This is a genomic window from Leptospira ognonensis (assembly GCF_004770745.1).
Lineage (GTDB): Bacteria > Spirochaetota > Leptospiria > Leptospirales > Leptospiraceae > Leptospira_A > Leptospira_A ognonensis.
The window spans coordinates 196,704-221,186 of the sequence record NZ_RQGD01000035.1 but is presented as its reverse complement, the minus strand read 5'-3'; the positions used below and the strand labels follow the sequence as shown (position 1 = coordinate 221,186).

Below are 24,483 nucleotides of genomic sequence, written 5' to 3'. Positions count from 1 at the left end.
ACTAACCTTCGTTCACTTGATCCACTTGGATATTTAATGATTTTAGTTTGCGATAGAGATGGGTACGTTCGATCCCAAGAGCTTTGGAAGCTCGACTTACATTGCCATCGAAGTTTTGTAAGGTTTTTATGATATACTGTCTTTCAAATTCATCCTTTGCATGCTTGAGGTCCCCCCTTTCTGCCATTTCATTCGCTTTCTTGAAACCCTGAAGTGTATCTTTAACATCCTTTCCGCGGATCACGTCTCCATGAACAAGAATCGAAAGCCTTTCCAAAATATTTCGTAATTCTCTAATATTTCCAGGCCAGAAGTGACTTGTTAAAAGATCTAAGGCATCCCTTTCAATTGTCTTCGTAGTAAGTTCATTATCGAGTATAGATTTTTTTAAGTAATGTTCTACAAGAATAGGAATGTCTTGCTTTCTCTCACGTAATGGAGGTAATTCTATAGGAATGACATTCAATCGGTAATACAAATCTTCCCTAAACTTGCCTTCTTTAATCGCATCCTCGACGCTGATATTGGTCGCCGCAATGACACGAACATCCACAGTAATCGATTCATTTCCGCCAATACGTTCGAACCTTTGTTCTTGCAATACCCTCAATACCTTTGCCTGCGTAGACAAAGACATATCACAAATTTCATCCAAGAATAGTGTTCCTGCGTGAGCTTGTTCAAATTTACCTATTTTACGTTCAGCTGCACCAGTAAAGGCTCCTTTTTCATATCCAAACAATTCCGATTCAATCAAATCTTCTGGTATGGCAGCACAGTTAATTTCTACATATGGGAACTCTCTGCGTTTTGAATTTTGGAAGATGGCCTTTGCTACTAACTCTTTTCCCGTTCCATTCTCACCATAAATAAACACTCGGGCATTCGTTTGTGCTGCTTGGTATATAGAGAATTTTACTTTTTTGATTCCTTGTGATACCCCAAGAATATCATCATATTCTAATTTAAAAGGAGGTATTTCTTCAGAGTTATCGATGCTTTTTTGTAATGCCGATTCGATAGTCTCAATTACTTTAGAAATAGAAAGGGGTTTTTCTAAAAAATCTATGGCACCTTTTTTAGTCGCGTTCACCGCCAATTCAATGGTTGCATGTCCACTAATCATGACTAACGGTAATGTAGGATAGATTTTTTTACATTCATCAAGGATTACCAATCCGTCCTCTTTTCCCACCCAAACATCCAGTAGAATTAAGGCAGGTCTATCCTTGCTCAAAGCTTTGAGTAGGGATTTTCCGTTGCTAAAATCTTCTACCTCATAATTTTCATCTTCGAGAATAGCACGTAAAGATTTTCGAATCTCTTTCTCATCATCTAATATATATATCAGTTTTTTCATCTAGGATTGTCCCAAAGGAAGTTCGATCTTAAATTTACATCCACCCAACCTTGATGGTTCCACGGAAATATGCCCATGATGGTCAATTATTGTTTTTTGAACCACAGCAAGACCAATCCCAGAACCATGATTTTCCTTTGTAGAAAAATAAGGTTCAAATATTTTCTCTCTAAATTCTGGCTTCAATCCAGGCCCGGTATCTTCGATATCGATAATGATAAATCTTCTTAGAGCCTTTCTCTGTAATTTACTCGAAATCCGAATCTTCTTTTTTCTCATTTTCCAAATATCTACGTCATCAGAATTGCTCTCTTCTGAGAGAATGGCTTCAACAGCATTTTTTAATAGATTATTGATAACGCCGAGAAACAGCCGCTTATCGACAAATACCTCTGGTAACTGATCTGTTAGCTTAAGTTCAAATTCAATATCTGTAGATTCCTTGAAAAGCAAGGTTGCCTCTTCCAAAATCGGATTAAGCTTTTGATTGATCAGTACGGCTACAGGCATTCTAGCAAATTCGCTAAATTCCTTCACTAGGTGTTCCAGAACCCTGACCTGACCAATGATAGTTTCCGTTGCGTCCTTGATCACAATTTCCAAGTTTTCTGTCTTCGGATTTTGAAATTTTCTTTGGATTCGTTCAGCAGAGAGCTGAATGGGAGTCAGTGGATTTTTGATTTCGTGTGCCATTCTTTGCGCAACTTCTTTCCATGCGGCGATCCTCTGGGTATGCATGAGTTCTTCTGATTTTGACTTTAGGTCAGAAACCATCTGATTAAATGATTCAATCAAAATTCCCATCTCTCCATCTTCCGACATTTCAATTTTAACATCGGATTCACCAAGGGACACTTTTTTGGTCGCGTTAGCAAGATTGATGATTGGTCGCGAGATTTTGCGGGCAAAAATAAAAGAAAATAAGATCGCCACAAGAAACATGGAAAAAGAAAAAATACCAATGGTTAATCGAATGCTATAAGGAATCTTTTCCTTCCATAGTCTTACTGTATCATAAGTGGAAGTGGCACTCTCAATGTTAAAAACATCTTTCTCGAAACCCAAATGAGTACGAGCGCCAATCATTATGGTGATCACATCATCCAAAGGATATTTTAAAACATAGTAAGCAGAATCAGTCTGATATAGACTAAATTCTGCTCCCTTAAAAATCGATTCTTCAATGGGCTGAAACTCAACGTTTTCAAGATATTTGAATAATCCTTTCGATTCATACTTTACCTTGTTATTTTCTACGAAGGCAAGGTAATAGAGATCCTTTTCCAGTAAGCCCACTTCCACAGCCTTCTTAAAGATAGAATAGTTGTCATACTGGTTGATTTTTAAGGAACCGATAAATCTTTCTGATTTTGTAAGTAAAGATTGTTTGATAGGTTTTTCAGATTCTTGAATCAGACTAAGAGATGATTTTAATGCATTTGATATGTCGACGCGATAAAATCCTTCTATCAGTTTTCCCGTAAGATTCGAAGACAAAAGAAAAATCGGAATCGAAGGCAATAAGGCTACGAAAAGAAAAGCAAGAGTGAGTCGGTAACGGATGGAGCTTCTAATTTTTCCCGTTTCTAGATTTCTTTTATTTCTATAAACATAACTTAAAATAAGAGAGATGATGAAAAATGGAATGAGTAGTAAAAGATAAGTTTCAAACTTAGTAGGAAATGGAATTTCTTCTTCGGAAGGAAATATAAACAACTCTGCAAGGGTTACGGAAACTGAAATCGTCATTAAGAAAATAAATACATCTCTCAAGTAATAACGTGTTTCTTCTGAAACGCGAGGAAGATGAAATTTATTTTTTAACATCGATATCGAAATTATTTTTAACTAGTCTCTCCAGTGTTTCGAGTGCCTCGTCTTCCTTTTTTCCATCGGCTTTCACAAAAAATTCAACTCCTGCACCTAATGCTAACATCATTAAGCCCATAATGGATTTACCATTCACTTCTATATCATCTTTTATTACAAAGATATCACATGGAAAAGTAGCTGCCACCTTTACGAACATAGATGCAGGCCGGGCATGAAGTCCAGTGCTATCTTCATTGATCTTTAATTGTATTTTTTTCAATTTTACTCTGTTGAATATAACTTGTTAATTTATTCGAAAATTCTTTGGCACTGTTTTTGCCCATTTTTCTCAATCTTTGGTTCATAGCCGCCGTCTCCACAATGATTGGAATATTTCTTCCTGGTTTGACGGGTATTTCTATCAAAGGTACAGAAACACCTAATATCTCTTCCGTGCCTTGCTCAATGCCTGTGCGTTCATAATCCCCTTCTTCTTCCCATTCTCTAAGGTTAATAATCAATTCAATCAGCTTGTGATCTCGAACCGAACCGACTCCGAAAAGATCCTTAATATTCAAAATGCCCAAACCTCGAATTTCCATATGATGCCTAAGCAAATCGGAACAGGAACCGATAAGATAACTTTCACTCAACCTTCGGATCTCGACCATGTCATCTGCAACTAACCGATGTCCACGTTCAATCAATTCCAAAGCAGTTTCACTCTTCCCGACTCCCGATCTACCCGTAAGCAAAGTTCCAATACCAAAAACCTCAATCAAAACACCATGCCTCATTGTACGCGGAGCAAGGGCTCGATCAAGAATTTGTGAAATTAAAGTAATAAATCTGTGAGTTGAGATAGGAGTCACAAAAAGTGGGATTCCTTTTTTTGCGGCCATTTCTACAAACTGATTTTGGGGATGGTTGCCATGAGTATATATAATGCAGTTTAGATGAAATTGAAAAAATTTATCAGTAATCTCTGTTAACTCATCCATCTTCAAGGAATTTAGATACGCCCATTCCCCTTTACCAAATATTTGAATTCTATCATTCGCAAAAAAATCGAAAAATCCAGTTAAGGAAAGACCTGGTCTATTAATTTCTGCATTGTTGATACGATTGGTGAGGCCTTCTTCTCCTGTAACCAGAACAAGTTTTAGGTCTTCGTGGTCTTTTAGGATGGTCTCAACCGTAATTCCAGGAACAGGCATTCGTTTACCCTTTTAGTGAACTGATTCTTTTTCTTTGGTTAGAAGGTAAAATCCTGAGCACTTTCCTATATTTTGCAACGGTCCTTCGAGCAATTTCAATTCCTTTTTTCTCCATTAAATCTACTATATCTTGGTCCGAGAGAGGATTTAATTCATCTTCTTCTTTTACCAGATTTCTGATAATCTCATGGATTTTTTTAGAACTCTCTTTGCCTCCTTCGGTAGACTTCACGCCAGATGAAAAAAACCACTTTAATTCAAAAATGCCCCAAGTGGTTTGAATGTATTTATTCGTTGTTATCCTCGATATCGTTGATTCATGAAGATTTAATTTTTCGGCGATTTCTTTTAAGGTTAAAGGTCGGATATTAGTAATTCCACCTCTAAAAAAATCTACCTGAAAGTCAATAATAGAACTAACAACTCTTTGTAGTGTCTGTCTTCTTTGTTGTATCGATCGAATCAGCCATTGAGCAGAACTAAATTTTGTTTGAAAATATTCCTTCTCGGAAGCGGGAAGCTTTGTGTGCAATAGCTCTTTATATTCTTCTTGAATCGAAAGTTTTGGCAGCCACTCATCATTTATGAATATATTGAATTCACTTCCAATTTGTTTTACGACAACATCAGGAACAACATAATCAACTTTTTTTCCTTGGTGTAATGTAGCTGGATATGGTTCTAATTTCTTTATAAGTCTAGCGAGTTGAGAGACATCTTCTTCTGCCACTCCCAAATTCCGGGCTATTTTTTTATATTCTACTTTTTCCAAATCACTTAAGAACTCCCTAATCAACTTGTGTAAGACAACATTCTCGGGATATAAGATATGCGCCTGAACGAGGAGTGTTTCTTGAATATCTTTCGCCCCGATCCCTATGGGGTCGAGTTCTTGGATAATCTTTAATACTTTTAAAATCTTTGCTTTCGCACACTTCATTTCAATTGAAAGTTCATTTAAATCTTGTTTGATAAAACCTTGGTCATCAATCATAGAAACCAATACTTCGCCAATTTCATATTCTTTTGCAGAAATTCGGATCAAACGAAGCTGGGATAGAAGATGTTCTTCTAAAGATATACCTCGCGTTGTAGACTCAATATATTTCTGATTTCGATCGCTCGCCTCCTGATTGTAACTCTTTGGCCCTTCTAATGAATACGATTCTTGCCAATTAACATCTGTACTTTTTTCATGATTGAGTTTCTCTATTCGTTTGACTTCTTCGAAGGAAAATAACTCAGGCATCTTTTGTTTTTCGTCTAATCCGACCTCGTCAAGCATCGGATTTTCCAATAGTTCATTTTGTATTTTATCAGATAGCTCTAAGGTGGACAGAGACAGGAGTTCAATGGATTGACGTAAATCATGCGTCATTACCAACTTCTGCGTTTGTCTTTGTGATAGAGTATTTCCTAGCTTCATATCAAAGTTTAAAATCTTCCCCAAGATAGATTCTTCTGGTCTCGGGATCGTTGATCAAATCATCTGCGGTACCTGAAATCAAAATGCGGCCACTATACATGATGTAGGCTCTGTCTGTAATCTTAAGTGTCTCACGAACGTTATGATCGGTAATTAAAATTCCTAAGCCCCTTGTCTTTAAAGCTTGAATCACATTTTGAATATCTTTCACCGCGATTGGATCTACTCCCGCAAAAGGTTCATCCAACAAGATAAAGTCTGGGTTCGTTACAAGGGCACGTGCAATTTCACACCTTCGACGTTCACCACCTGATAAGGTATATCCTTTCTGGTTAGCTACTCTCATAATTTGCAGTTCCATGAGTAGCTCATCTCTTCTTCTAATGATCTCGTCGCCTGGCAGATTCATGGTTTCTAAGATAGCTTCTAAATTTTCTGCAACCGTCAGTTTCCGAAAAATAGAAGCTTCCTGTGCCAAATACCCGACACCCCTTTGCGCACGAATATGCATAGGCGCCTTCGTCAGGTCCTCATCGTCTATAAAAACCGTTCCTTCATCCGGTGTCACAAATCCGACACTCATATAGAAAGACGTAGTTTTACCGGCACCATTTGGACCTAATAACCCAACAATTTCACCTTTTTTGATATAAAAACTGACACCATCAACAACCTTTCGTTTGTTATAGATTTTTACAAGATTGTCCATCTTGAAAGTTTTGGTCGGTAAGCTAACGGTAACAGGATTCTCTTTTTTAATTTTTTTGGTCATTTCCTATCACCTTAAGTCCGTCAGAGAGAATTGCTTTGTCTTCGTTCGGATATATAATAATTTTTCCAGCTGAAACCTTCGTATTGTCTCTTGTTAACGTAGGATTTCCTTCGAGTATAAGTTTATCTTCCTCTTCGTAAAAAGTAGCAAACTCACCACTCGCCTTAGAGCTCTGTGTTTGTATCTGCACATTTCCGCGTGCCACTGCTTCTTTTTTTTCATCAAATCTTTCAATATAAACAGCCGCTAAATTCCCTTTTTCTTCTAAAGTTTTTTCATCTAAGAAAAAAATTTGAGGATTTTCGGTTAAATAGGAATACCCTTTCTCTTTACTATACTCGAGAAATCCACCTTCCATCCTGTAAAAATTCACTTTATCGAGAAAGGTTACGTTCCCGCGAGAAATCACGAGTTTGTTATTTTGTTTGCTTTCTATCTCGCTTGCTTTGAATTCTGAATCTGATCTATACATAAAGGCATTTCCATTCATGGCAGTCGAGGATTCGGTATTCCCCGATTTATTTTTATGAGTCAAAGTATCACCACTAAAAATCGTAAGGATTCTAACTTTCGTGTTTTTTTCTGAAGAAGATTTATCTTCAGAAATCACTTCTGTTTCCTTTGGTTTCTTTTTTTTAGATTCATCTAGTTTCTTTTTTTCCGATTCATAACCAACTTGATAAATTGTTGAATCGCCTTCGAGTTTGATGCTTCCTTGTTTGACAAAATAGGATAGTGTTTTGCCTTGCAGAAATCGATTTTCACTAAATAGAAATGGCTCGTTCGTTAGATCAATACGATCCTCTTTTTCCAAATAAACTGCGTCTTCTCCAAATACTCGAAAATCAAGAGAGGTAACTATCACCTTACCTGTTAAAACGGTTCGTGCCTCTTCCAGATATCTGACAATGCTCTCACAATGGATCTTTACCGTCTTTCCATCTTTTTTATGCAAAAGCATGGGTTTATGATCCAGAGTCACGGTTCCTGCCATCTTATCGTAGACACCTTTGCTTGCGATCAATGTGGCTCCGTTTTCTTTATCCTCAACGATCACTTGACCTTTTAAATTTCCGATCAAGGCATCATCCCCAATCACTTCGATTTCTCTTGCAGTAAGTTGAATTTTTTTGTGTGTGATGTAGGCCCCACCACCAAGGATAAATGCTTTCATTTGAAAACCGTTTACCAAGCGTTCTTCTTGAGTCAGAGTATTGCCACCCCAGATTACCGGTGTTTTATCTACCTTCTTTTTATCTTTCTTTAAGTCCGAGGGAATGAGATTGAATGATTTCATCAAATCATTGGAACCGCGAAGGAGTTCTGGTTCCAAGGAGATGCCAAGAACGGGAGTTAAAAAACCTAGTAGAATGAAATAGACCAGATAATTCATTTTTCTTTCAACGGGCTTGTGCCACCAACAGTGATAGCCGTTGGTCTTAGAACTGTATATTTATTTAGGCCTTTATCGGCTCTTAAGCCTTTTCCACGTATCGTAGTACCATCAGAATAGATGACGACTTCCGAATCCGTTGATAATGTTTTTTCGTCTAAATTATAATTTAGATTTTCCGATTTCAGTATTTTCCCATCTTCTGTTTTTAGGTTCACCTCTCCTTCTAAAAGGACGGATTTAGTGCTATGATTGATCTCTCCCCGTTTACCAGTTAGATAGGATTTATATTTTCCACCATCATACTGATAGAATTCAAAACCATAAACAACCGTACGATTGTCTGTAGGGTAAATATAAGATTCTTTTCCCAAAAGTTTCCATTCTAAAACTCCATCTTTAGTATAGGATAGCCTTGAAAAGTCCCTCATGGAAATCATAGACCCTGATTCTTTTTCATCATCGATACGAAGGTACTTCTTATCCTTACAATTCAAAAAAACAAGAATCAAAATAAGAACAAGTCTCATACAATTTTACGATGATTCAAAAATCAATCTATGCCTAAAACTTTTGTTTTTACAAACCGATCAATTTCAAGTAAATCCTTCAGCAGCCGATGAGCTTTTGCCAATGGATATTGAGTTGTCGCATCGGAGAGTGCTTTCTCAGGATCAGGATGAACCTCCATAAACAATCCTTCAACACCGACAGAAACAGCACCCCGCATCATATGTGGTATAAATTCACGAACACCACCTGTAATATTTCCTGCCGCACCAGGTAGCTGAGCTGAGTGCGTTCCGTCATAGACTAAAGGTATATCATACTTATGAATCATCGGAATGGCTCGGAGATCAAAAACGAGATTGCCATAACCAAAACTGGCACCTCTTTCTGTAACCATATACTTTTCTGAACCAGATTCTTGGATTTTCGTTTTGATATGACGGGTGTCATCTGGAGCCATAAATTGTCCCTTCTTCACATTGACCCATTTTCCGGTCTCTGCAGCCTTCGCAATTAAATCCGTTTGCCTTGAGAGGAAAGCAGGTATCTGGAACATATCTACTACGTCTTTTAAGGGATCGATTTGAATCGTTTCATGAACATCTGTTAATACGGGAATATTATACTTATTTTTAATAAATTCTAAATGTTTACGGCCCTCTTCAATACCAGGTCCGCGGTAAGAATTAATTGAAGATCGATTGGCCTTGTCAAAGGAGGACTTAAAAATGTAGGTGATTCCAAGATCCTCACAAATGCCCTTCATTTCCCCACAAACTCGATCAAGTAGTTCTCTGTTTTCCATTACACAAGGACCAGAGATGAGAAAAAAAGGATGCCGACCTCCAATTTTTTTACCAAAAAAATCTCGCTCTTCTATTAAATCGCTCATCTTAATCCTCTACTTTTTTTGCGTATTTACTTGCTGCCTTAATAAAACCCGCAAATAACGGATGCGGCTCTGTTGGTCTTGATTGAAATTCAGGATGGAATTGAACACCAACAAACCATGGATGATTCGGTACTTCAACAATTTCCACCAAACTCTCATCAGGCGAAAATCCCGTTAAATTCATGCCTTTTTTCTCATATTCCTCTTTATAACGAAGAGTAAATTCAAATCTGTGGCGATGTCTTTCCGAAATTTTTTCAGTCTTATACTCTGAGAACGCAAGAGATCCTTTTTTGACCATACAAGGATAAGCACCTAGTCTCATGGTACCACCCATTCTTTCAATTTCCATTTGCTCTTCAATCATCGAAATCACAGGATGCCCAGATTGAGGCTGAAACTCTGTAGAATTTGCATCCTTATAACCTAATACATTTCTGGCGAACTCAATGACAGCACATTGCATTCCAAGACAAATTCCAAAAAAAGGAATATTCTTTACTCGGGCAAAGTGAATGGAAGCAATCTTACCTTCAATTCCTCGCTCTCCAAAACCACCGGGCACTAAGATCCCATGCACACCCTTTAGTAATTCCTTAACATTTTTTGAATCAATATCTTCTGGATTTAATTTTACGATTTGTACTTCCACATCGTTTGCAATCCCACCATGGGCTAAGGATTCATAAACAGAACGGTATGCATCTTGAAGTGAAATGTATTTACCTATAAGAGCAATTCTCACACTCTTCTTTGTATTTAAAATTCGTTTTACTAAATTTTCCCAATGCGAGAAACTCAATTTTCTTAGATCCATACCAAGAGCGTTCAACACGACTTCATCGAGCTTTTCTTCTCTATACATCATCGGAATCTCATAGATGGAAGTGGTGATATCAACTGCCGAAATCACATTTTGATCTTTTACGTTACAAAAAAGAGATATTTTGCTCTTCATCTCTTTCGTCATTGGTTTGTTGATTCTACAGATCAGGATATCTGGTTGGATTCCTAAGGCGAGCAACTCCTTAACCGAATGTTGTGTTGGCTTTGTTTTTGCTTCACCGGCCGCAGTAATTGTCGGAACAAGTGTTAAGTGCAAAAATAACACTTGGCTCGCACCGTGTTCATATCTCATTTGCCGTATCGCTTCTAAAAAAGGAACAGATTCAATATCGCCAACTGTTCCTCCAATTTCAACTATGACAAAATCTGTCTCATTATCTCGAGAAAGAGTATAAATGCGATTTCGTATCTCATTTGTAATATGGGGTACAACTTGAACGGTTCTTCCTAAATAATCTCCCTTCCTCTCTCTTTCAATAACGGCATGATAGATTTGACCTGTTGAGACAGAATTTTTTCGTGAAAGTTTGCTATGAGTAAATCTCTCATAGTATCCTAAATCAAGATCGGTCTCGGCACCATCTTCGGTGACATAGACTTCCCCATGTTGGTATGGGCTCATTGTCCCTGGATCAATGTTGATATAGGGATCCATCTTTTGAAGAGATACTGTATAACCTCGGGCCTCGAGCAAACAACCGAGAGCGGCAACGGTCACACCCTTGCCGAGTGAGGAGGAAACTCCACCTGTAATGAATATATACTTGGTCTTGGACAAAAGAAACCCCTACGAAAAGAATTGTTTTTTACAGATTGGGAGAGTTTACCCCAAAATCAATACCGTTTAGATGGATGTTTTCGCTTTTTCCAAAATTGATGTAGTCGATTTTCCTTCCAAGAAGGGCAAAATGACCACTTCCCCGCCCATAGAAAGGATGAGTGGATATTCCGGAAGTGTTTCTTTGGTATAATCTCCACCCTTGGTATGGATGTTGGGTTTTACTTTAGAAAGCAGGAGTAAAGGCGTGTCCTCAGAAAAAGTCGTCACTCCATCTACACAAGCAAGCCCCGCAAGAACTTTTGCTCGGTCCTCTGCCTTATTGATAGGTCGACCTGGGCCCTTTAATCGTGAAACCGATTCATCAGAATTAACTCCAATCCATAAAAAATCTCCAAGATCCCGTGCCCTTGCTAAGTATTCAACATGACCCGGATGTAGAAGATCAAAACATCCGTTGGTAAAAACAACCTTCTTGCCTAGCAATTGCTTTCGGAACGATTCAACTTCCTCGGTCTGGATGATCTTTGATAGCAAGCGAGAATAAAAACTCATCTAAGATTCCTCCAAGATGCCCAGAACACCTAAGTTCTGCTCAATTTCCGACGGAGTAACCGTTGCAGTTCCCAATTTACCGACCACAACGCCAGCACTTGCGTTGGCAACAAGACTCGATTCTAATATGCTGAGACCTGCGGCAAGAAATGCGGTATACATACTAATGACCGTATCACCTGCTCCCGTTACATCAAATACTTCTTTTGCCACCGTCGGGATATGATAGAATTTTCTAAGTTTGGTCTCATAAATCGACATACCCTTTTCGCCTCTTGTGATCATCATTGCCCGTGGTCTTATTATTTCACAGATTTCCAGACAAGCATCCTCAATATCTTTTTCTGTTACCAATTTTCTACCCAATGCCTTTCCGGCCTCGTGATGATTTGGCGTCATTATATCTATATTCTTGTATTGAAAGAAATGGCTAACTTGCGGATCGACAGTCACGATGACATCATGCTTTCTAGCGAGATCAATGCACTCGAGTATGACACGCTCTGTCAAATACCCTTTATCGTAATCAGAAATGATGATCGCAGAACATTGTTTGATCTTGGATTTAAATCCTTCGATCACTTGATTTTCCTCTGCCGATGTCAAAGGGAGGACTTCTTCACGATCCACTCGACAGATTTGCTGATTCGATGCAATGATTCTAGTCTTAAGAATTGTTGGTAGTGTATCGGAGGAAAGTAAGGAAAAATCTTCTTCGGCTACGTTTTGTTCGGCGAGCAGTTGTCTCAATGTTTGAAACGCATTGTCTTTACCCACCCGTCCCATAACAATAGAGTTTACCCCGATGGAAGCCAAATTTTGTATTACGTTTCCAGAACCCCCGAGTGCATGTTTTTCTTTTCTCACCCAGACAACAGGAACGGGGGCTTCTGGAGAAATCCTCTCTACGCTCCCAAATAAATACTCATCTAAGATCAAATCTCCGATCACTAAAACTTTTAAAGATGGTAATTTGGCAAATGCTTCTCGTAACCGAGACCGATTAATTTTCAAATTCATTTATACCTTTTTGGATTTACAAGTTTCCAATGAAACTGTTTTATTAATAGGTGTCAACCTTCACGTTGCCCTTATTTCCTTTACCTGAGGTATTTCTTTTCCCAGGTACCTTTTTGCCCCTTCATATTTTTGAACCCAGATATCGTTCCATGCTTACGTATTGTTTAGAAAACGGAAACGAAATGGGCATCGTTCCCTATCCCAGAAACTGGTCGGGATCAGGGCCTTTGCCTATTGAAAGAATATTCGGCTGGGGTCATGTTATCCAGTGTGAGAGATTAGAGGATGGAAGATCCAATATATTACTCGAGGGACTGGGAACAGCCGAAATCATAAACTACGAATCCATGGAGCCTTTCCGAATTTCGAATGTTAGAAAAATCGAACAGGACAAAGCGAATAGAGGCAATTCAGAATTTAAAAATACGTTAGCCGAATTACTGCTCTTGACAAAAAGGATTTTACTTGCAGAAGGTGCTGAAGAGTTGATCATCCTAAAAATCAATCACATTGCGAATCATTTATTTCCGATCGATTTTATAGCAAGCATTCTGAATTTTGAATATGTATTGAAACAGGAAATATTAGAAACCGTCAATCTTTTAGACAAAAGTAAAAAATTGTTAGATATACTTCGTGATATGAATCTTCGCGAGTAGAACTACTTGATAGGGATAAGCTCTGCAATAAACAATAAAAATTCAGGAAATTGTGTAGCATCATCTTTAAAAAACACACGAGGATGGATTTGCTCTTCCGATTGAATGTAAAGATAAGAGGAAGATTCCTTTCGAATATAGGCTCGCGTCAATCGATCGTTACGTTGTGATTCTACTAAAAATTGAGATAACATTTCGGAAAGATTTTTAGCTGCCACCCCTTCCACTTTTGAGGAAGCTACGTAAAACAAAGTTTTTTTCCCTCTCTCTGAAAATTCTAATCGAAGACTATTTTTCCAATCCTGTGATTTGAGGATATCATTTCCTTCAGAAATAGTATCCTCGGCTTTTACAATTTCAGGTATAAAATCTTGCGTAAAAAGATTTGTATTCTTTTGTAGATAGGAGCTTCTTGCAAGGTAGGTTTTCCAATTGCGACTAAGTCCCGTTAACTCGATTTTTTGCCCATGCATCGAAGAGGTCAAATAACTACGCAAAGTCAAAAATGCTAGGAGTCCCGGTGAGACGGAAGGAACGTTCAGTAAATTCCAAACTTCGCCAAATTTCAGTGGGGAAAGGAATAAAGAGTCCCATCCGTAATAATCCTGGTGTTGGTAGGGATGAAAGATGGAACTTTCAAGCGATTTTTGGATCTCATCCGTTGGACTCACATACAATCCATCGGCAAATCCTCTGTATCAGGGCAAAAAAAAACCGCCCATAAGGCGGCTCTCTTCCCGGAAAATTTGGATTTTAAAGGTCTCCGGCATAAAGTGCCGTGATCTTTGCTTTGTATTTTTCGGTAATCAAATGTCTTTTCATCTTGTGTAAGTTCGTCAATTCGTCGCCCACTTCGAACTGTTTGGTAATGAGAAAGAAGGGAGTGACTTGTTCAAACGATTTAAAACCTGTTTTTGTATTGTTTAATGCCTTGATCTCTTTCTTGTAAAAATCAATCACCTTTGGATTTTCAATCAACTTGTTTGGATCCTTTTCTGTGATCCCATTCTCCGCTGTCCATTCTCCCAAAGTTTCAAAATTTGGGACAATAATGGCTCCCAGATTTTTTTGGTCCTGTCCCACAACCATCACCTGAAAGATATAAGGAGACTCAGAAAGCTTATTTTCAATCGGAACTGGCTCAACGTTCTCACCACCAAGTAACACCACTGTATCCTTGGCTCTCCCTGTGATCGTAAGTGTCTTTTTGAAATTGAACATACCGATATCACCAGTATCCATCCAATTGTCTTTGATCACTTTAGCAGTTGTTTCTGGATTTTTATAATAACCCTTCATCACCTGCGGTCCTCGCACATGGATTACCCCTCTTTGGCCCAATTTTCCCTCGATGAGTTTTTGGTTCGCATCCATATGTGTAAGAACCTTGCCATGGTCATCGCGGATTTGAACTTCCGACATTGGGGCAATAGATCCAACCGATCCTTGGATCAGTTGCTTGAATGTTCGAACCGAGATAACAGGTGATGTTTCGGTCATTCCATAACCTTCGAGTACGTTGATCCCAATATCATTGAAAAAAGAATCTACATGCTTTTGTAAGGCACCACCACCAGAAACCGATGCTTTCAACTCGCCACCGGTTGCCTCTCGAATTTTCGAAAGAACAAGGATGTCGAGTAGTGCATTAAAAGGTGCCGTTAAGATAAGCACTATTAGGCTAAGGATTCCTCGAAAGAGGGATACAAATGGATTTCTTCCAGTATAATCAACTTCATTTCCCTTAAGAAATCTGAGTGCAGCATGAAAATGTTTAGAGAAAAAATAAGCCAATCGGAAAAGCCCTCTTCGTATTGCGGGCGTTTGTCTAGGATCACTAATTCTTGTATAAATTCCAGTATAGATACTTTCCCAGAGTCGAGGAGCAGAAGCCATAAAAGTTGGCTTTGCCTTTTTCATATCATCTCGTAGATCTCTTACATTTGTATAATACGTAGAACATCCGGCTGCGATCGCAAGGTATTCAAACACTCTCTCAAAGACGTGCCAAACAGGAAGGATGGATAACATGCGCTCTTCTTGTTTGATGACGATCATTTTTAGAATTTCGGTAGTTTGGTGGAGCATATTCGAGTGCATAAGCATCACACCCTTCGGCATCCCTGTAGTACCTGAAGTGTAAATAATGGTAAAGAGATCATCTGGTTTAATCCCTTTTGTTCTCTCTTCTGCCTTTCTGCCACCCTTAGCACGAAGGTCTTTACCCTTTTCTAAAAGGTCATGCAATTTCAAAACTCCTGTCGCTGTGGATTTTTTATCCATTACAATGATGGTTTTTGCATGTTCGAATTGGGATCTGTTTTTTTGAAACTTTTCCAGCATCTTGTCGTTTTCTACAAAGATGACTTTCGCTTCACAGTGATTGAGAATGTAAACGATTTCTGAATCGGTAATATCCGTGCCACGAGGTACATCACAGGCACCAGCAATGAGAATTCCATAATCGGCAATGATCCACTCTAAACGGTTATCTGCAAGAAGTGCAACATTCTCTCTGGCTTGCACACCTAAGTCTACGAGCGCTTCAGCAAGATTTAGACCGTGCTCATATAATTCTTTGAAGGTTGTTGGTTTAAAACTTTTGGATTCGTCTTTGCTGACAAAGGCTGGGCGATTCCCAAATTTTTCAGCACTCTGCTGGAAGAGTTCGGGCAAATTCGATGGCATTTTGGACTCCTTTATGGATCACAAGCGTAAAATGGTAAGTTTAGATGACAAGAAAGTTCTTAGCAGGTCAAGACATTTTCAGAATTGATTTTGAAATAGAATCTCTATTTAACACTCGTTTATTTTTGCATTGCACAATCATCACACAGCATCCAAACCTTGGAGCGTAAGAGAAGACCTGGAAGATCCGACGCAATCAGTCCAGACTGCCGGTAAACTAGCTCCCCTTTTCTGTTAAAAACGAGTAAGGTTGGAATTCCATCGACATCATAATTTTCTGACAACTTCCAATCAGGGTCGAGAATTGTCGGGTAATTCATTTTTAAGATCTTGAGATCTTCCTTTATTTTTGCGAGTTCGGTTCCCTCATCCGTATTGATACCGAGAAAAACAAATTCATCGGCGGAAAGAGATGCCTTCCACTGATTTAGGACAGGCACGGCCTTCACACATGGCTCACACCAAGTCGCCCAAAAATCTAAAACAACGACTTTATTTTTGAAGTCGGTGAGTCGCACTGTATTACCATCAATTGTCTTCATGGGTAAAGAGATCAGATTGGTTTTTGGATTTACTTTGGAGTCACAAAAAGAGAGGGTAAATGAAATCACAAATAGATAAATGAAAACAAGAAAAAGTCTCATGAGGAAAGGATCCCCTGAATCTTATACAATACAACTACTTCTCTAACGAAACAGAATGGAAAAAATATTCAGACGGATTATGGGAAGGTTATGGTTTGTCCATGATCATCTCAAAAACCGAGCCCTATGAAAGAAACATACAAACTTTCGTTAAGTGGAAAATGTCAAAAAATCTTCTTTCTGCTAAATTCAAAAGAGATGGCAAAACGGAAAATATTCGATGGGCAGAGACCCAGGAGATCAAAGCTGACAAGATCTGTCTTTTAGATCTTACGAATGAATGGAATGCAGAAGTGCAAGCGATGACAAAATATAAATTTCATCTGCAAGTAAATTCGAACACAGGAAGTTCTGTGATTCTTTACTCTGGGTTAGTGGAAAAGGTAAATCCAATGTTGCGGATATTTGACATCTTTCTCTGACTAATGCTTTTCTTGGAGGATCTTAGAAAAAATGCCTTCCGTGACTTTAGCGGCATTTTCCCAGGTAAATTTAGATATGTCCGATGTGGGAGCAATCGGGTGTTTACAAAATTTAAAAATCTCCGATGCCCATTCTTTGGCATCCTCCTTGGTTTTATAGGGAAGGTAGGTGACACCATCTCCTCCGATTTCCCTGAATGTGGGAATATCAGAAACCATACAATATTTTTTATGATATAACGCTTCGAGCATCGGGATACCAAAACCCTCATAATGCGAGGCGAATAAAAAAAGACCCGCATTTCGATAGAGATGTTGCAGATCTGAATCTCCGACCGAGTCTAAGATATGAAGGTCACCAAACAACGATTGTTCGGTTCGGATTTCTTCAATGAATTCCCGACTCTCCCAACCAATCTTTCCAATGATCACCCACTCTCTATGATCTTTTGGGTTCATTTTACGATATTCTCTGAAGACTTCGAGTAGGAATGGATAGTTCTTTCTTGGTTCTAAAGTAGAAACTGACAGAAGATATCCATCGCCTAAATCAGAAAATCGCTTTGACATTTGTTTCGATAATAATTTCGAAATTTCGGAATGATTCACTCCAGGATAGGCAACACCTGCATTCGCCTTTTCATAGCCGAAAAACTTACACATATCATCACTCGTTTGTTTTGAGATCGATAAGATATAAGAAGATCGCTTTACGGAATACTTTTGAAAAAGTCTCTGCTGCCATCTCGCAATTGGTCTCATGGTTTCGGGGTATAAATACAGGACCAGATCACAATACGTCAACACAGCCTTTAGTTTTCCAGGTAACAGTGGAGGTAAAACCTGCTGGGAACCCCAAAAAAGATCCAATTTCTTAAATCTTAAATACAGAGGTAAAAAAAGGTTATAATATAAACCGCCCTTCCAACGAAAGACATTACCATTTGGAACTACCGTGACATTTGTTAACGTTAGAATCTCTTTATGATCAGAATGAATCGGTAGATGCGAAAATAAATAAAAATGGTATTTCTCCGCATTTGGGAAGGCTTTAATCGTCTCGCCTATCAATCTACCCACACCAGACATACGAGTCGAAAGCGGTCGCGCATCTAACCCAACTTTAAACTCTTCTACCATGAATTCTTTACCTGCTTTGATAAATCTTCACGTGAAATGATATTCTCGAGAAAAGATACGGCATTTGTTTTACCCGCTACGAGTCCGTAACTTTTGGTATCTTTTTGGTTAAAAGCATAGTTCGTTTCTTGGGCGAGTGGATATGCTTTGAATTGATTCTCGTCAAGCAGTGCGATGCCACCACAAATATCCCATTCGCTTTTGGGTTTTAAAGAAACGATCAGATCAAAATGTCCTGCAGAGAGAAGACCTAATTTATAAGCAATGCTGCCCATGGCTTGGATTTTGAAATTTTCATTCCAGAAGGGAGCATCAAATAATCCTTCTTTCTTCTCGGAAGCAGACACGATTAGAACTGGCTTATCTTCTCTACTATAAGATTGGTTAGATATTTCGGAGGGTATTTTGGAACCCTGTAAGAGAAGCTCCCTATTCTTGTCCGAAGCAAATGGCGGAGATAATTTCACATTAAATGTAAATTGACTCTTCGAAAAAAATTCTCCAGTAGCTGGATTGAATACAATGCCCCAAATAGGCACGCCTGACCTACTGAGTCCCAGGCTAAGAGCAAATTGATCATTCTTCTTTACAAATTCCCTCGTACCATCGATGGGATCGAGAATCCAAACCCACTCTTTTTCTAAACGAAGGTTATCATCTTTTTTTTCCTCGGAAAGAAAGCCGTGGCTCGGGAAGTGAGCTTCAATTTTTTGGTTTAAGAATTCACTGGCTCGGAGGTCGGCTTCCGTAACTGGATCATTACCTCCCTTATCCGTAACCAGGAAATCCGATTTATAGATCCCGAGTATCTCATCTCCGATCTCTAATATCCAACTCCAAACACGTTCAAAATCTTCATTTACCATCTATCAGCTAATATGGAAAATTACTTACTAAGAGATGTCTGTTTTTCATCTGTATGTGCGGCACTCAGATCTGCACCCGCTGGTTTTTCCAAAACAGATTCTTCGACAGGGGATGTGAGGTATTTTTCTGGGTCGGCTACAAATGAATAAGAAATATAATAATTTTTATATTTTACGAAAAGATTGTTCGTTCCCTCCGGACGCTCCGTTTGCATATCCTGAATCTTAATCTCCTTTAATTCTTTCCGTGGATTTGCAAATTTGTGGGCAAGCGTATTTCGAACCGAATTCATCACGTTCGTTTCCAAAATTTTCTTTTTTTCTTCTGCTGTTTGTTTTGGATTTTTTAGATATTCATTTAGCTTGGCAAATTCTTCTGCCAAACTCGTACTACTTTGTGCATGGAGGAATGGCATACTGAAGAACAAGGAAAAAGCAAATGTGATGAATCGTTTCATAAAACCCCGTTATCGTTAAGAGATTATGTCGAGTGGTGTGTACGCCAATAAAAATTTTTTCTCAATATGGGCTCCGAAACGGACCTCAACTTTCGTATTATCCCCAGTACCACTCATGGAGATGATTTTGCCTTCTCCGTAAACCTTATGCCTAACCCTCTTTCCAACGGCAAAATCTTGATTCCCCTTCTTTCCAGAAACCGATTCTTCCTTATGTGCTTTCGGATAGGCATCCTTTGCCTGAGGAGATTTGTCAGGCCTACGCACCCCGTATGCGGATTCTATAAAATCCCCGATCAAATTTTCTCTTGGTATCTCTTCCAAAAATCGAGAAGAAATGCGAGCCTCTACTTCTCCAAATTTACGAGTATAGCGAGACAGGCTGATATCCAATTTTTCCCTTGCACGTGTAACTGCCACATAACAAAGCCTTCTCTCTTCCTCAAGCCCCTCTTTGGTATCACTGGCTAGAAAGTGTGGAAATGTTCCCTCTTCCATGCCTGCCATAAAAACATTTTTGAACTCTAATCCTTTCGCATTATGCACCGTCATAAGGATCACATAGTCTGCTAATTCTTTGGAATCTTCCTCACTCGTGATGAGTGAAATATTTCCGAGGTATTCTTCGAGAGAGGGATCCTGACTTGTCTCTTCATACTCTTTCAGCGCATTTACAAATTCATTTAAATTTTCTAATCGAGAGAAGGATTCTTCTGTCCCCTCGTTTTCCAAAAACTCGCGATATCCTGATCTTTCTAAAACTTCATATGTTAATTCTGAAGGTGATCGTTTTTTTTCATGTTCTCCAATAAAATTTTCAAACATTCGATGTAGGTCTGCTAGTTTCTTTGCAGTTCCTTTTTTGATTTCAGGGATTTGTTTTCCCAAACATTCAAGTAAAGAGATTCCCTGTTCGATGGAAAAATTGGCAAGACGAGTGATAGTTGTCTCACCCAGTCCTCTCGGTGGAGAATTGATGATTCTTAGCAGGGAAGTAGAATCCACGGGATTCACTATGACCGATAAGTAGGCAATGAGATCTTTAACCTCTTTTCGATCAAAGAATCTAAAGCCACCAAAAATTTTATACGGGATTCCTTTTTTACGAAAGGCTTCTTCAAAATATCGCGATTGGCTATTCGTTCTGTAAAAGATGGCATTGTCTGCGTAACGATTTTTGGCATTTTTTAATTTAATGATTTTTTGCAATATCCCGTTCGCTTCTTCCGTTTCGTTCTGATACGTCGTGAGTCGAATCTTCTCCCCTTCCGGATTATTTGTAAAAAGAGTTTTTTCCGTCCGTTTCGAGTTATGCGAAATAATCTTCGCAGCAGTATCAATAATTGTTTTTGTAGATCGGTAATTTTCTTCTAATTTTACAACAAGGGAATCCGGATAATCCTTGTTGAAATTTAAAATATTAGAAATATCAGCACCACGCCAGGAATAAATTGACTGGTCATCATCTCCGACGACACAAATGTTTTTATGTTTGCTCGCCAATGCCTTTACAAGATGGTACTGGATTTTATTTGTATCCTGATACTCATCCACCATAATGTATTGCCAATATGCTTGGTATTTCTCAAGAATCATCGGAAAATCGCGAAACAGAATGACACAGGATAAAATTAAATCTCCAAAATCTAAGGCATTCCTTTGGAATTTTTCCTTTTCGTATGCTAAAAATATTTTTGCGACTGTTTTTCCATAATGATCATCCGCGGCTTGTTTTGAAAAGTCTTCAGCTGTTTGAAATGAATCTTTTGCTTTGGAGAACAAATTTGCCAATTGTCCTGGTCTAAATTCCTTCGTATCTAGATCATTCTTCTTCAACAGCTCTTTAATGAGGGATTCTTGCATATCGCTATCATAAACGGTAAAATTATTTCCAAGTCCTAAATGTTTTCCATCTCTTCGTAAAATATAAAGACAGAGAGAATGAAATGTTTTTATGAATGGATCACCCTTTGATTTTCCAAGAATTTGTGTACATCTCTCTCGCATTTCTTGAGCGGCTTTGTTTGTAAAAGTAACCGCCAAGATGCGATTTGGAAAAATGTCATACTCGTTGATTAATCGTGCGATACGATATGTAATAACACGCGTTTTACCAGAACCAGCTCCAGCAAGAATCAATACTGGTCCATCTACGGTTGTGACTGCAAGATTTTGTTCTGAGTTTAGCCCGTCGGCAGTCATTAAAAACGCAAATCTCCGATACCAAACACAAACTGAAAGGCATTTGTATCTGGATAGACAGAGAATGGATGTTCCGAGTCTCCCGTATAACGAATCTTTTGTGCAAAGTAAATCCTGAGCGGAAGAACAGGAATTTGAATTCTGAGTCCAAACCCCCATGAGTATTTAAAGTTCTGTAAGGAAATATTTCGACCAGATAAAACGAGCCGATCAGGATCATTCAACTCATAAGGAGATATTGGAATTTTTTGACCATTGCTATTAAAATTCTCAAAAATGTAAGCGCCACTTGGATCTGAATAACGTTGGTTCGTTACGATACTATCATAGTTTTTAAAGCTCTCTTTTCTTTCACCAATGGCTTTATTAACTTCTTCATACATGGCTCCCGCATCAAAGAAAATAACAAACCAAAGTAAAGAGGGTTCGATTGGGAATCTCAATTCAGAAGTAAATAGGATTCTGGAAGCAGCTCCATTTTTCCATTCGTCAGGATAATACTTATCATCAAAAAACCAACCGCGGAGAGATTCATAGCCACCTAAAAACAGTCGATCCTGAACTTGAATATAAGGAATTTTCTCTTTGTCTTGATTTCGGTATTTAGGAGCCCTTTCAAAGGTAAACACAGATGAAGTACGAAATTGTTGTACGACTCTCCATCTGCGAAGAGCATTTTTACGAATCAAACCAAAAAATGTATAATCAAACCAATTTTGATAGTATTCAAGTATAGGACTAAACTGATCAAAATGACTTTCTCCGCCCAAATATTGCCCAACATTATCCACTGAAAAAATTAAATTAAACCCTTGTGTGGAATTAAAAACATTATCTCTGTTATCATACGCAATACCGTTTGTCATTTGCGAACGGAATTGCCATCCCCGATTTACTTCTGCAAGAACTTGGTCAGAAACAAGAGAGGATGGCCTAGTTGAAGCAAAAAAGGAAGGGGAATAACGATGAAAATGTGTCCAGTTGATTAAAAATCTATGACCAATACCAGCACTAACACCTACCCCAGCTCTCTCATAGGAGGCAGCTTCTTTAATCCCTTGGTTATTATTTTCAGTAATGGAAGTCGCACCAACGAATAAGGTTCGAGAAGAATAAAAGGCAGAAAGCGTCAAGGACCAAGGTTTATCATTAAACCATGGTTCGGTCCAAGATAATTGAAGAAATCTACGTATCGGACCAAATTCAATTCTTCCATTAATCTGTTGGCCACTACCATTAAGGTTGTTTTCACCTAATTGTGTAAAAATCGAAAATCCTGTGATTGTTCCATATCCCCCGCCCATGGAAACAGTGCCCGTAGGCTGTTCCACAAGTTCTATGATCAGGTTCATTTTCGTCTCGTCGGAACCTGGTCGCATATTGAAGTTTACTTCTTTAAAATAACCGAGGTTAAATATTCGTTCACGAGATCTATTTACTAGTGTTGAATTGAATAAATCCCCCGGTTTAAAAAGTAACTCTCTTCGAATAACCCGATCAAGCGTCTTTTTATTGCCCTTAATGATGATATTTTCGACGAAGGCTAAATTGTTTTCTCGAATCGTAAAATCTACATGTATAAACTTTTTACCATGGAGGTTTTTATTGCTTTCATAAAGTTTTCTTAATTTAGGAATATTTAATCTTTGAAATTCCTCTTCGCAGTCTTTGACCGACTCAGGAGAAGATCGTTTTTGACAATTTTCATATCGACCGATCGATTCTTCACTCAATTCTATGATTTTTCTTCTCGGAATTACCTGAGCAAACAGATACCCCTTTGCGGAATAGGATTCATTAATCGAACCTCTATCCTTTTGAAATTTTGATTCATCAAATACTTCGCCAATATCATTATCAGTAAATTCAAACTGATTTTTAAGATATTTTAGCTCATATACTGGCTTCCATTCTTCAGGTGGAGTACCCACTGGATTACTCTCTTTATTTAAATACAAAGGCATGTTATTTGGCGCCAATGTCATATCATGAGAGGTCGTATAACCGTTATAAAAGTATTGCTCACCTTCAACTATTTTATAATTAACGATGACAACGCGCTTATCTTTTTTCTTTGAATTTTCCCACTTAATTTCCCAGTTAGTTCCGTCATTGCTGATCTCAGCATCAACATATCCTCGTGATTTCAAATATCCGACAATCTTCTGTTTATCGGTCTCGAACGCAGATTCTTTAAAAACACCAGACTCGATAATGCCACTTTCTTTGAGATCTAGAATTCCTTGAATTTCAAACGTATCGATTTCATTATTACCAAAAATATTAATCTTTGAGACAGGAATCTCCTCTCCCTCATCGATAATGAATTTTACTTTTACCGTATTCGTATCAGGATCAACCGGATCCAATTCAAAACGAACATAGGCAAGAAAGAAGCCCTCATCCCTGTATTTTTTTAAGATTACTTCTTTCGATAGTTGTACTTTTTTTGGAGTGATGATCTCGTTTTCTTTCAGAGGGATTTTTTCTCTCAAATCGGATGGGAAAACTTCATCTGCACCTATAAAGTCAATATCCTTAACGCGCGGTCTTTCCTTAACAACGATCCTAACCTTTACGCCATCCCCATCGTTTTCACCCTGAATATCAATTTGAAAGAAGTATCCTGACTGAAAGAGAGTTTTCATGTCTGCATCAAGAAGCTCTTGAGTCAGTACCATGTCCTTTTTCATATCAATCATATCTAGAATATCAGAGCTTGCTGTGTTGATATTTCCTACAAATTCTACGCTTGTTATACGACGATCTAAATATGATGTACGATTTGAGTATAAAGAATGCCACTGCGCGACTCCGAGCATA

The 24,483-nt window shown here is 38.4% G+C and carries 22 protein-coding genes; 2 read left to right on the top strand and 20 right to left on the bottom strand.

Going from position 1 to position 24,483, the window contains the following annotated elements; all coding sequences use genetic code 11:
- Position 1: 1 nt before the first annotated feature.
- The 12 genes from EHQ58_RS14025 to rfaE1 form a co-directional block, all read right to left on the bottom strand.
- Entirely contained in the window at positions 2 to 1,360 is a 1,359-nt protein-coding gene (locus tag EHQ58_RS14025; RefSeq protein WP_135624526.1) for a sigma-54-dependent transcriptional regulator, read from the bottom strand.
- Positions 1,361 to 3,187, bottom strand: coding sequence for an LIC_11548 family sensor histidine kinase (locus EHQ58_RS14020; RefSeq protein ID WP_135624525.1), 1,827 nt, complete (start codon positions 3,185 to 3,187; stop codon positions 1,361 to 1,363).
- The gene (locus tag EHQ58_RS14015) at positions 3,174 to 3,452 is read right to left on the bottom strand and encodes an HPr family phosphocarrier protein (protein WP_135624524.1); all 279 of its coding nucleotides are present in this window, start codon (positions 3,450 to 3,452) and stop codon (positions 3,174 to 3,176) included. The genes EHQ58_RS14020 and EHQ58_RS14015 overlap by 14 nt, the downstream gene beginning before the upstream one ends.
- Complete coding sequence (gene hprK / locus EHQ58_RS14010; protein ID WP_135624523.1) at positions 3,424 to 4,389, bottom strand: HPr(Ser) kinase/phosphatase; 966 nt, start codon at positions 4,387 to 4,389, stop codon at positions 3,424 to 3,426. The genes EHQ58_RS14015 and hprK overlap by 29 nt, the downstream gene beginning before the upstream one ends.
- Positions 4,390 to 4,393: 4 nt before the next feature.
- Positions 4,394 to 5,815, bottom strand: a complete 1,422-nt coding sequence (gene rpoN, locus EHQ58_RS14005; protein ID WP_135624667.1) for an RNA polymerase factor sigma-54 — start codon at positions 5,813 to 5,815, stop codon at positions 4,394 to 4,396.
- A gap of 1 nt (position 5,816) precedes the next feature.
- Positions 5,817 to 6,524: an LPS export ABC transporter ATP-binding protein gene (lptB, locus tag EHQ58_RS14000; protein ID WP_135624666.1), complete on the bottom strand. Its 708-nt coding sequence runs from the start codon at positions 6,522 to 6,524 to the stop codon at positions 5,817 to 5,819.
- A 46-nt stretch (positions 6,525 to 6,570) separates the two neighbouring features.
- Entirely contained in the window at positions 6,571 to 7,980 is a 1,410-nt protein-coding gene (locus EHQ58_RS13995) for an LptA/OstA family protein (RefSeq protein WP_135624522.1), read from the bottom strand.
- Entirely contained in the window at positions 7,977 to 8,510 is a 534-nt protein-coding gene (gene lptC, locus EHQ58_RS13990) for an LPS export ABC transporter periplasmic protein LptC (protein WP_135624521.1), read from the bottom strand. The genes EHQ58_RS13995 and lptC overlap by 4 nt, the downstream gene beginning before the upstream one ends.
- A gap of 23 nt (positions 8,511 to 8,533) precedes the next feature.
- Positions 8,534 to 9,382, bottom strand: a complete 849-nt coding sequence (kdsA, locus tag EHQ58_RS13985) for a 3-deoxy-8-phosphooctulonate synthase (RefSeq protein WP_135624520.1) — start codon at positions 9,380 to 9,382, stop codon at positions 8,534 to 8,536.
- Between the two features lies 1 nt (position 9,383).
- Positions 9,384 to 11,006, bottom strand: coding sequence for a CTP synthase (locus EHQ58_RS13980; protein WP_135624519.1), 1,623 nt, complete (start codon positions 11,004 to 11,006; stop codon positions 9,384 to 9,386).
- 66 nt (positions 11,007 to 11,072) lie between these two features.
- Complete coding sequence (gene rfaE2 / locus EHQ58_RS13975; RefSeq protein ID WP_135624518.1) at positions 11,073 to 11,561, bottom strand: D-glycero-beta-D-manno-heptose 1-phosphate adenylyltransferase; 489 nt, start codon at positions 11,559 to 11,561, stop codon at positions 11,073 to 11,075.
- Positions 11,562 to 12,575: a D-glycero-beta-D-manno-heptose-7-phosphate kinase gene (gene rfaE1 / locus EHQ58_RS13970; RefSeq protein ID WP_135624665.1), complete on the bottom strand. Its 1,014-nt coding sequence runs from the start codon at positions 12,573 to 12,575 to the stop codon at positions 11,562 to 11,564.
- A 56-nt stretch (positions 12,576 to 12,631) separates the two neighbouring features.
- Here rfaE1 and EHQ58_RS13965 point away from each other — a divergent pair, with 56 nt between their 5' ends.
- On the top strand, positions 12,632 to 13,240 hold the full coding sequence (locus tag EHQ58_RS13965) for an LON peptidase substrate-binding domain-containing protein (RefSeq protein WP_135624517.1): 609 nt from the start codon (positions 12,632 to 12,634) through the stop codon (positions 13,238 to 13,240).
- Between the two features lie 2 nt (positions 13,241 to 13,242).
- On the opposite strand, the gene EHQ58_RS13960 is transcribed toward EHQ58_RS13965, so the two are convergent.
- From EHQ58_RS13960 to EHQ58_RS13950, 3 genes are all read right to left on the bottom strand, one after another.
- Positions 13,243 to 13,911: an LIC11631 family protein gene (locus EHQ58_RS13960; protein WP_135624516.1), complete on the bottom strand. Its 669-nt coding sequence runs from the start codon at positions 13,909 to 13,911 to the stop codon at positions 13,243 to 13,245.
- Between the two features lie 82 nt (positions 13,912 to 13,993).
- Entirely contained in the window at positions 13,994 to 15,928 is a 1,935-nt protein-coding gene (locus tag EHQ58_RS13955) for an AMP-dependent synthetase/ligase (RefSeq protein WP_135624515.1), read from the bottom strand.
- Between the two features lie 119 nt (positions 15,929 to 16,047).
- Positions 16,048 to 16,572 (bottom strand): TlpA family protein disulfide reductase, encoded by a 525-nt coding sequence (locus EHQ58_RS13950; RefSeq protein ID WP_135624514.1) that lies wholly within the window; start codon positions 16,570 to 16,572, stop codon positions 16,048 to 16,050.
- 95 nt (positions 16,573 to 16,667) lie between these two features.
- Between EHQ58_RS13950 and EHQ58_RS13945 the strand changes: the two genes are divergently transcribed.
- Positions 16,668 to 16,994, top strand: a complete 327-nt coding sequence (locus EHQ58_RS13945; protein ID WP_135624513.1) for a hypothetical protein — start codon at positions 16,668 to 16,670, stop codon at positions 16,992 to 16,994.
- Here the strand turns inward: EHQ58_RS13945 and EHQ58_RS13940 are convergent, their stop codons facing one another.
- Genes EHQ58_RS13940 through EHQ58_RS13920 form a run of 5 tightly spaced genes read right to left on the bottom strand, consistent with a single transcriptional unit; the run spans position 16,995 to position 24,482 of the window.
- Positions 16,995 to 18,134 carry a glycosyltransferase family 4 protein gene (locus tag EHQ58_RS13940; RefSeq protein WP_135624512.1) on the bottom strand — a complete coding sequence of 380 codons (1,140 nt, stop codon included), beginning with the start codon at positions 18,132 to 18,134 and terminating at the stop codon, positions 16,995 to 16,997. It lies immediately after the preceding gene.
- Positions 18,128 to 19,000, bottom strand: coding sequence for a 3'(2'),5'-bisphosphate nucleotidase CysQ (locus EHQ58_RS13935; protein WP_135624511.1), 873 nt, complete (start codon positions 18,998 to 19,000; stop codon positions 18,128 to 18,130). The genes EHQ58_RS13940 and EHQ58_RS13935 overlap by 7 nt, the downstream gene beginning before the upstream one ends.
- A gap of 20 nt (positions 19,001 to 19,020) precedes the next feature.
- On the bottom strand, positions 19,021 to 19,458 hold the full coding sequence (locus EHQ58_RS13930) for an LIC11625 family surface-exposed protein (protein ID WP_135624510.1): 438 nt from the start codon (positions 19,456 to 19,458) through the stop codon (positions 19,021 to 19,023).
- A gap of 15 nt (positions 19,459 to 19,473) precedes the next feature.
- Entirely contained in the window at positions 19,474 to 21,660 is a 2,187-nt protein-coding gene (locus EHQ58_RS13925; protein ID WP_135624509.1) for an ATP-dependent helicase, read from the bottom strand.
- Positions 21,660 to 24,482 (bottom strand): BamA/OMP85 family outer membrane protein, encoded by a 2,823-nt coding sequence (locus EHQ58_RS13920; RefSeq protein WP_210412831.1) that lies wholly within the window; start codon positions 24,480 to 24,482, stop codon positions 21,660 to 21,662. The genes EHQ58_RS13925 and EHQ58_RS13920 overlap by 1 nt, the downstream gene beginning before the upstream one ends.
- Between the last annotated feature and the right edge of the window lies 1 nt (position 24,483).

What these genes read in the sequence shown, in the direction of transcription:
- EHQ58_RS14025 (WP_135624526.1), bottom strand. Translation starts at nt 1,360, where the DNA reads ATGAAAAAACTGATATATATATTAGATGATGAGAAAGAGATTCGAAAA.
- EHQ58_RS14020 (WP_135624525.1), bottom strand. Translation starts at nt 3,187, where the DNA reads ATGTTAAAAAATAAATTTCATCTTCCTCGCGTTTCAGAAGAAACACGT.
- hprK (WP_135624523.1), bottom strand. Translation starts at nt 4,389, where the DNA reads ATGCCTGTTCCTGGAATTACGGTTGAGACCATCCTAAAAGACCACGAA.
- rpoN (WP_135624667.1), bottom strand. Translation starts at nt 5,815, where the DNA reads ATGAAGCTAGGAAATACTCTATCACAAAGACAAACGCAGAAGTTGGTA.
- lptB (WP_135624666.1), bottom strand. Translation starts at nt 6,524, where the DNA reads ATGGACAATCTTGTAAAAATCTATAACAAACGAAAGGTTGTTGATGGT.
- EHQ58_RS13995 (WP_135624522.1), bottom strand. Translation starts at nt 7,980, where the DNA reads ATGAATTATCTGGTCTATTTCATTCTACTAGGTTTTTTAACTCCCGTT.
- lptC (WP_135624521.1), bottom strand. Translation starts at nt 8,510, where the DNA reads ATGAGACTTGTTCTTATTTTGATTCTTGTTTTTTTGAATTGTAAGGAT.
- kdsA (WP_135624520.1), bottom strand. Translation starts at nt 9,382, where the DNA reads ATGAGCGATTTAATAGAAGAGCGAGATTTTTTTGGTAAAAAAATTGGA.
- rfaE2 (WP_135624518.1), bottom strand. Translation starts at nt 11,561, where the DNA reads ATGAGTTTTTATTCTCGCTTGCTATCAAAGATCATCCAGACCGAGGAA.
- EHQ58_RS13955 (WP_135624515.1), bottom strand. Translation starts at nt 15,928, where the DNA reads ATGCCATCGAATTTGCCCGAACTCTTCCAGCAGAGTGCTGAAAAATTT.
- EHQ58_RS13950 (WP_135624514.1), bottom strand. Translation starts at nt 16,572, where the DNA reads ATGAGACTTTTTCTTGTTTTCATTTATCTATTTGTGATTTCATTTACC.
- EHQ58_RS13940 (WP_135624512.1), bottom strand. Translation starts at nt 18,134, where the DNA reads ATGGTAGAAGAGTTTAAAGTTGGGTTAGATGCGCGACCGCTTTCGACT.
- EHQ58_RS13935 (WP_135624511.1), bottom strand. Translation starts at nt 19,000, where the DNA reads ATGGTAAATGAAGATTTTGAACGTGTTTGGAGTTGGATATTAGAGATC.
- EHQ58_RS13930 (WP_135624510.1), bottom strand. Translation starts at nt 19,458, where the DNA reads ATGAAACGATTCATCACATTTGCTTTTTCCTTGTTCTTCAGTATGCCA.
- EHQ58_RS13925 (WP_135624509.1), bottom strand. Translation starts at nt 21,660, where the DNA reads ATGACTGCCGACGGGCTAAACTCAGAACAAAATCTTGCAGTCACAACC.
- EHQ58_RS13920 (WP_210412831.1), bottom strand. Translation starts at nt 24,482, where the DNA reads ATGCTCGGAGTCGCGCAGTGGCATTCTTTATACTCAAATCGTACATCA.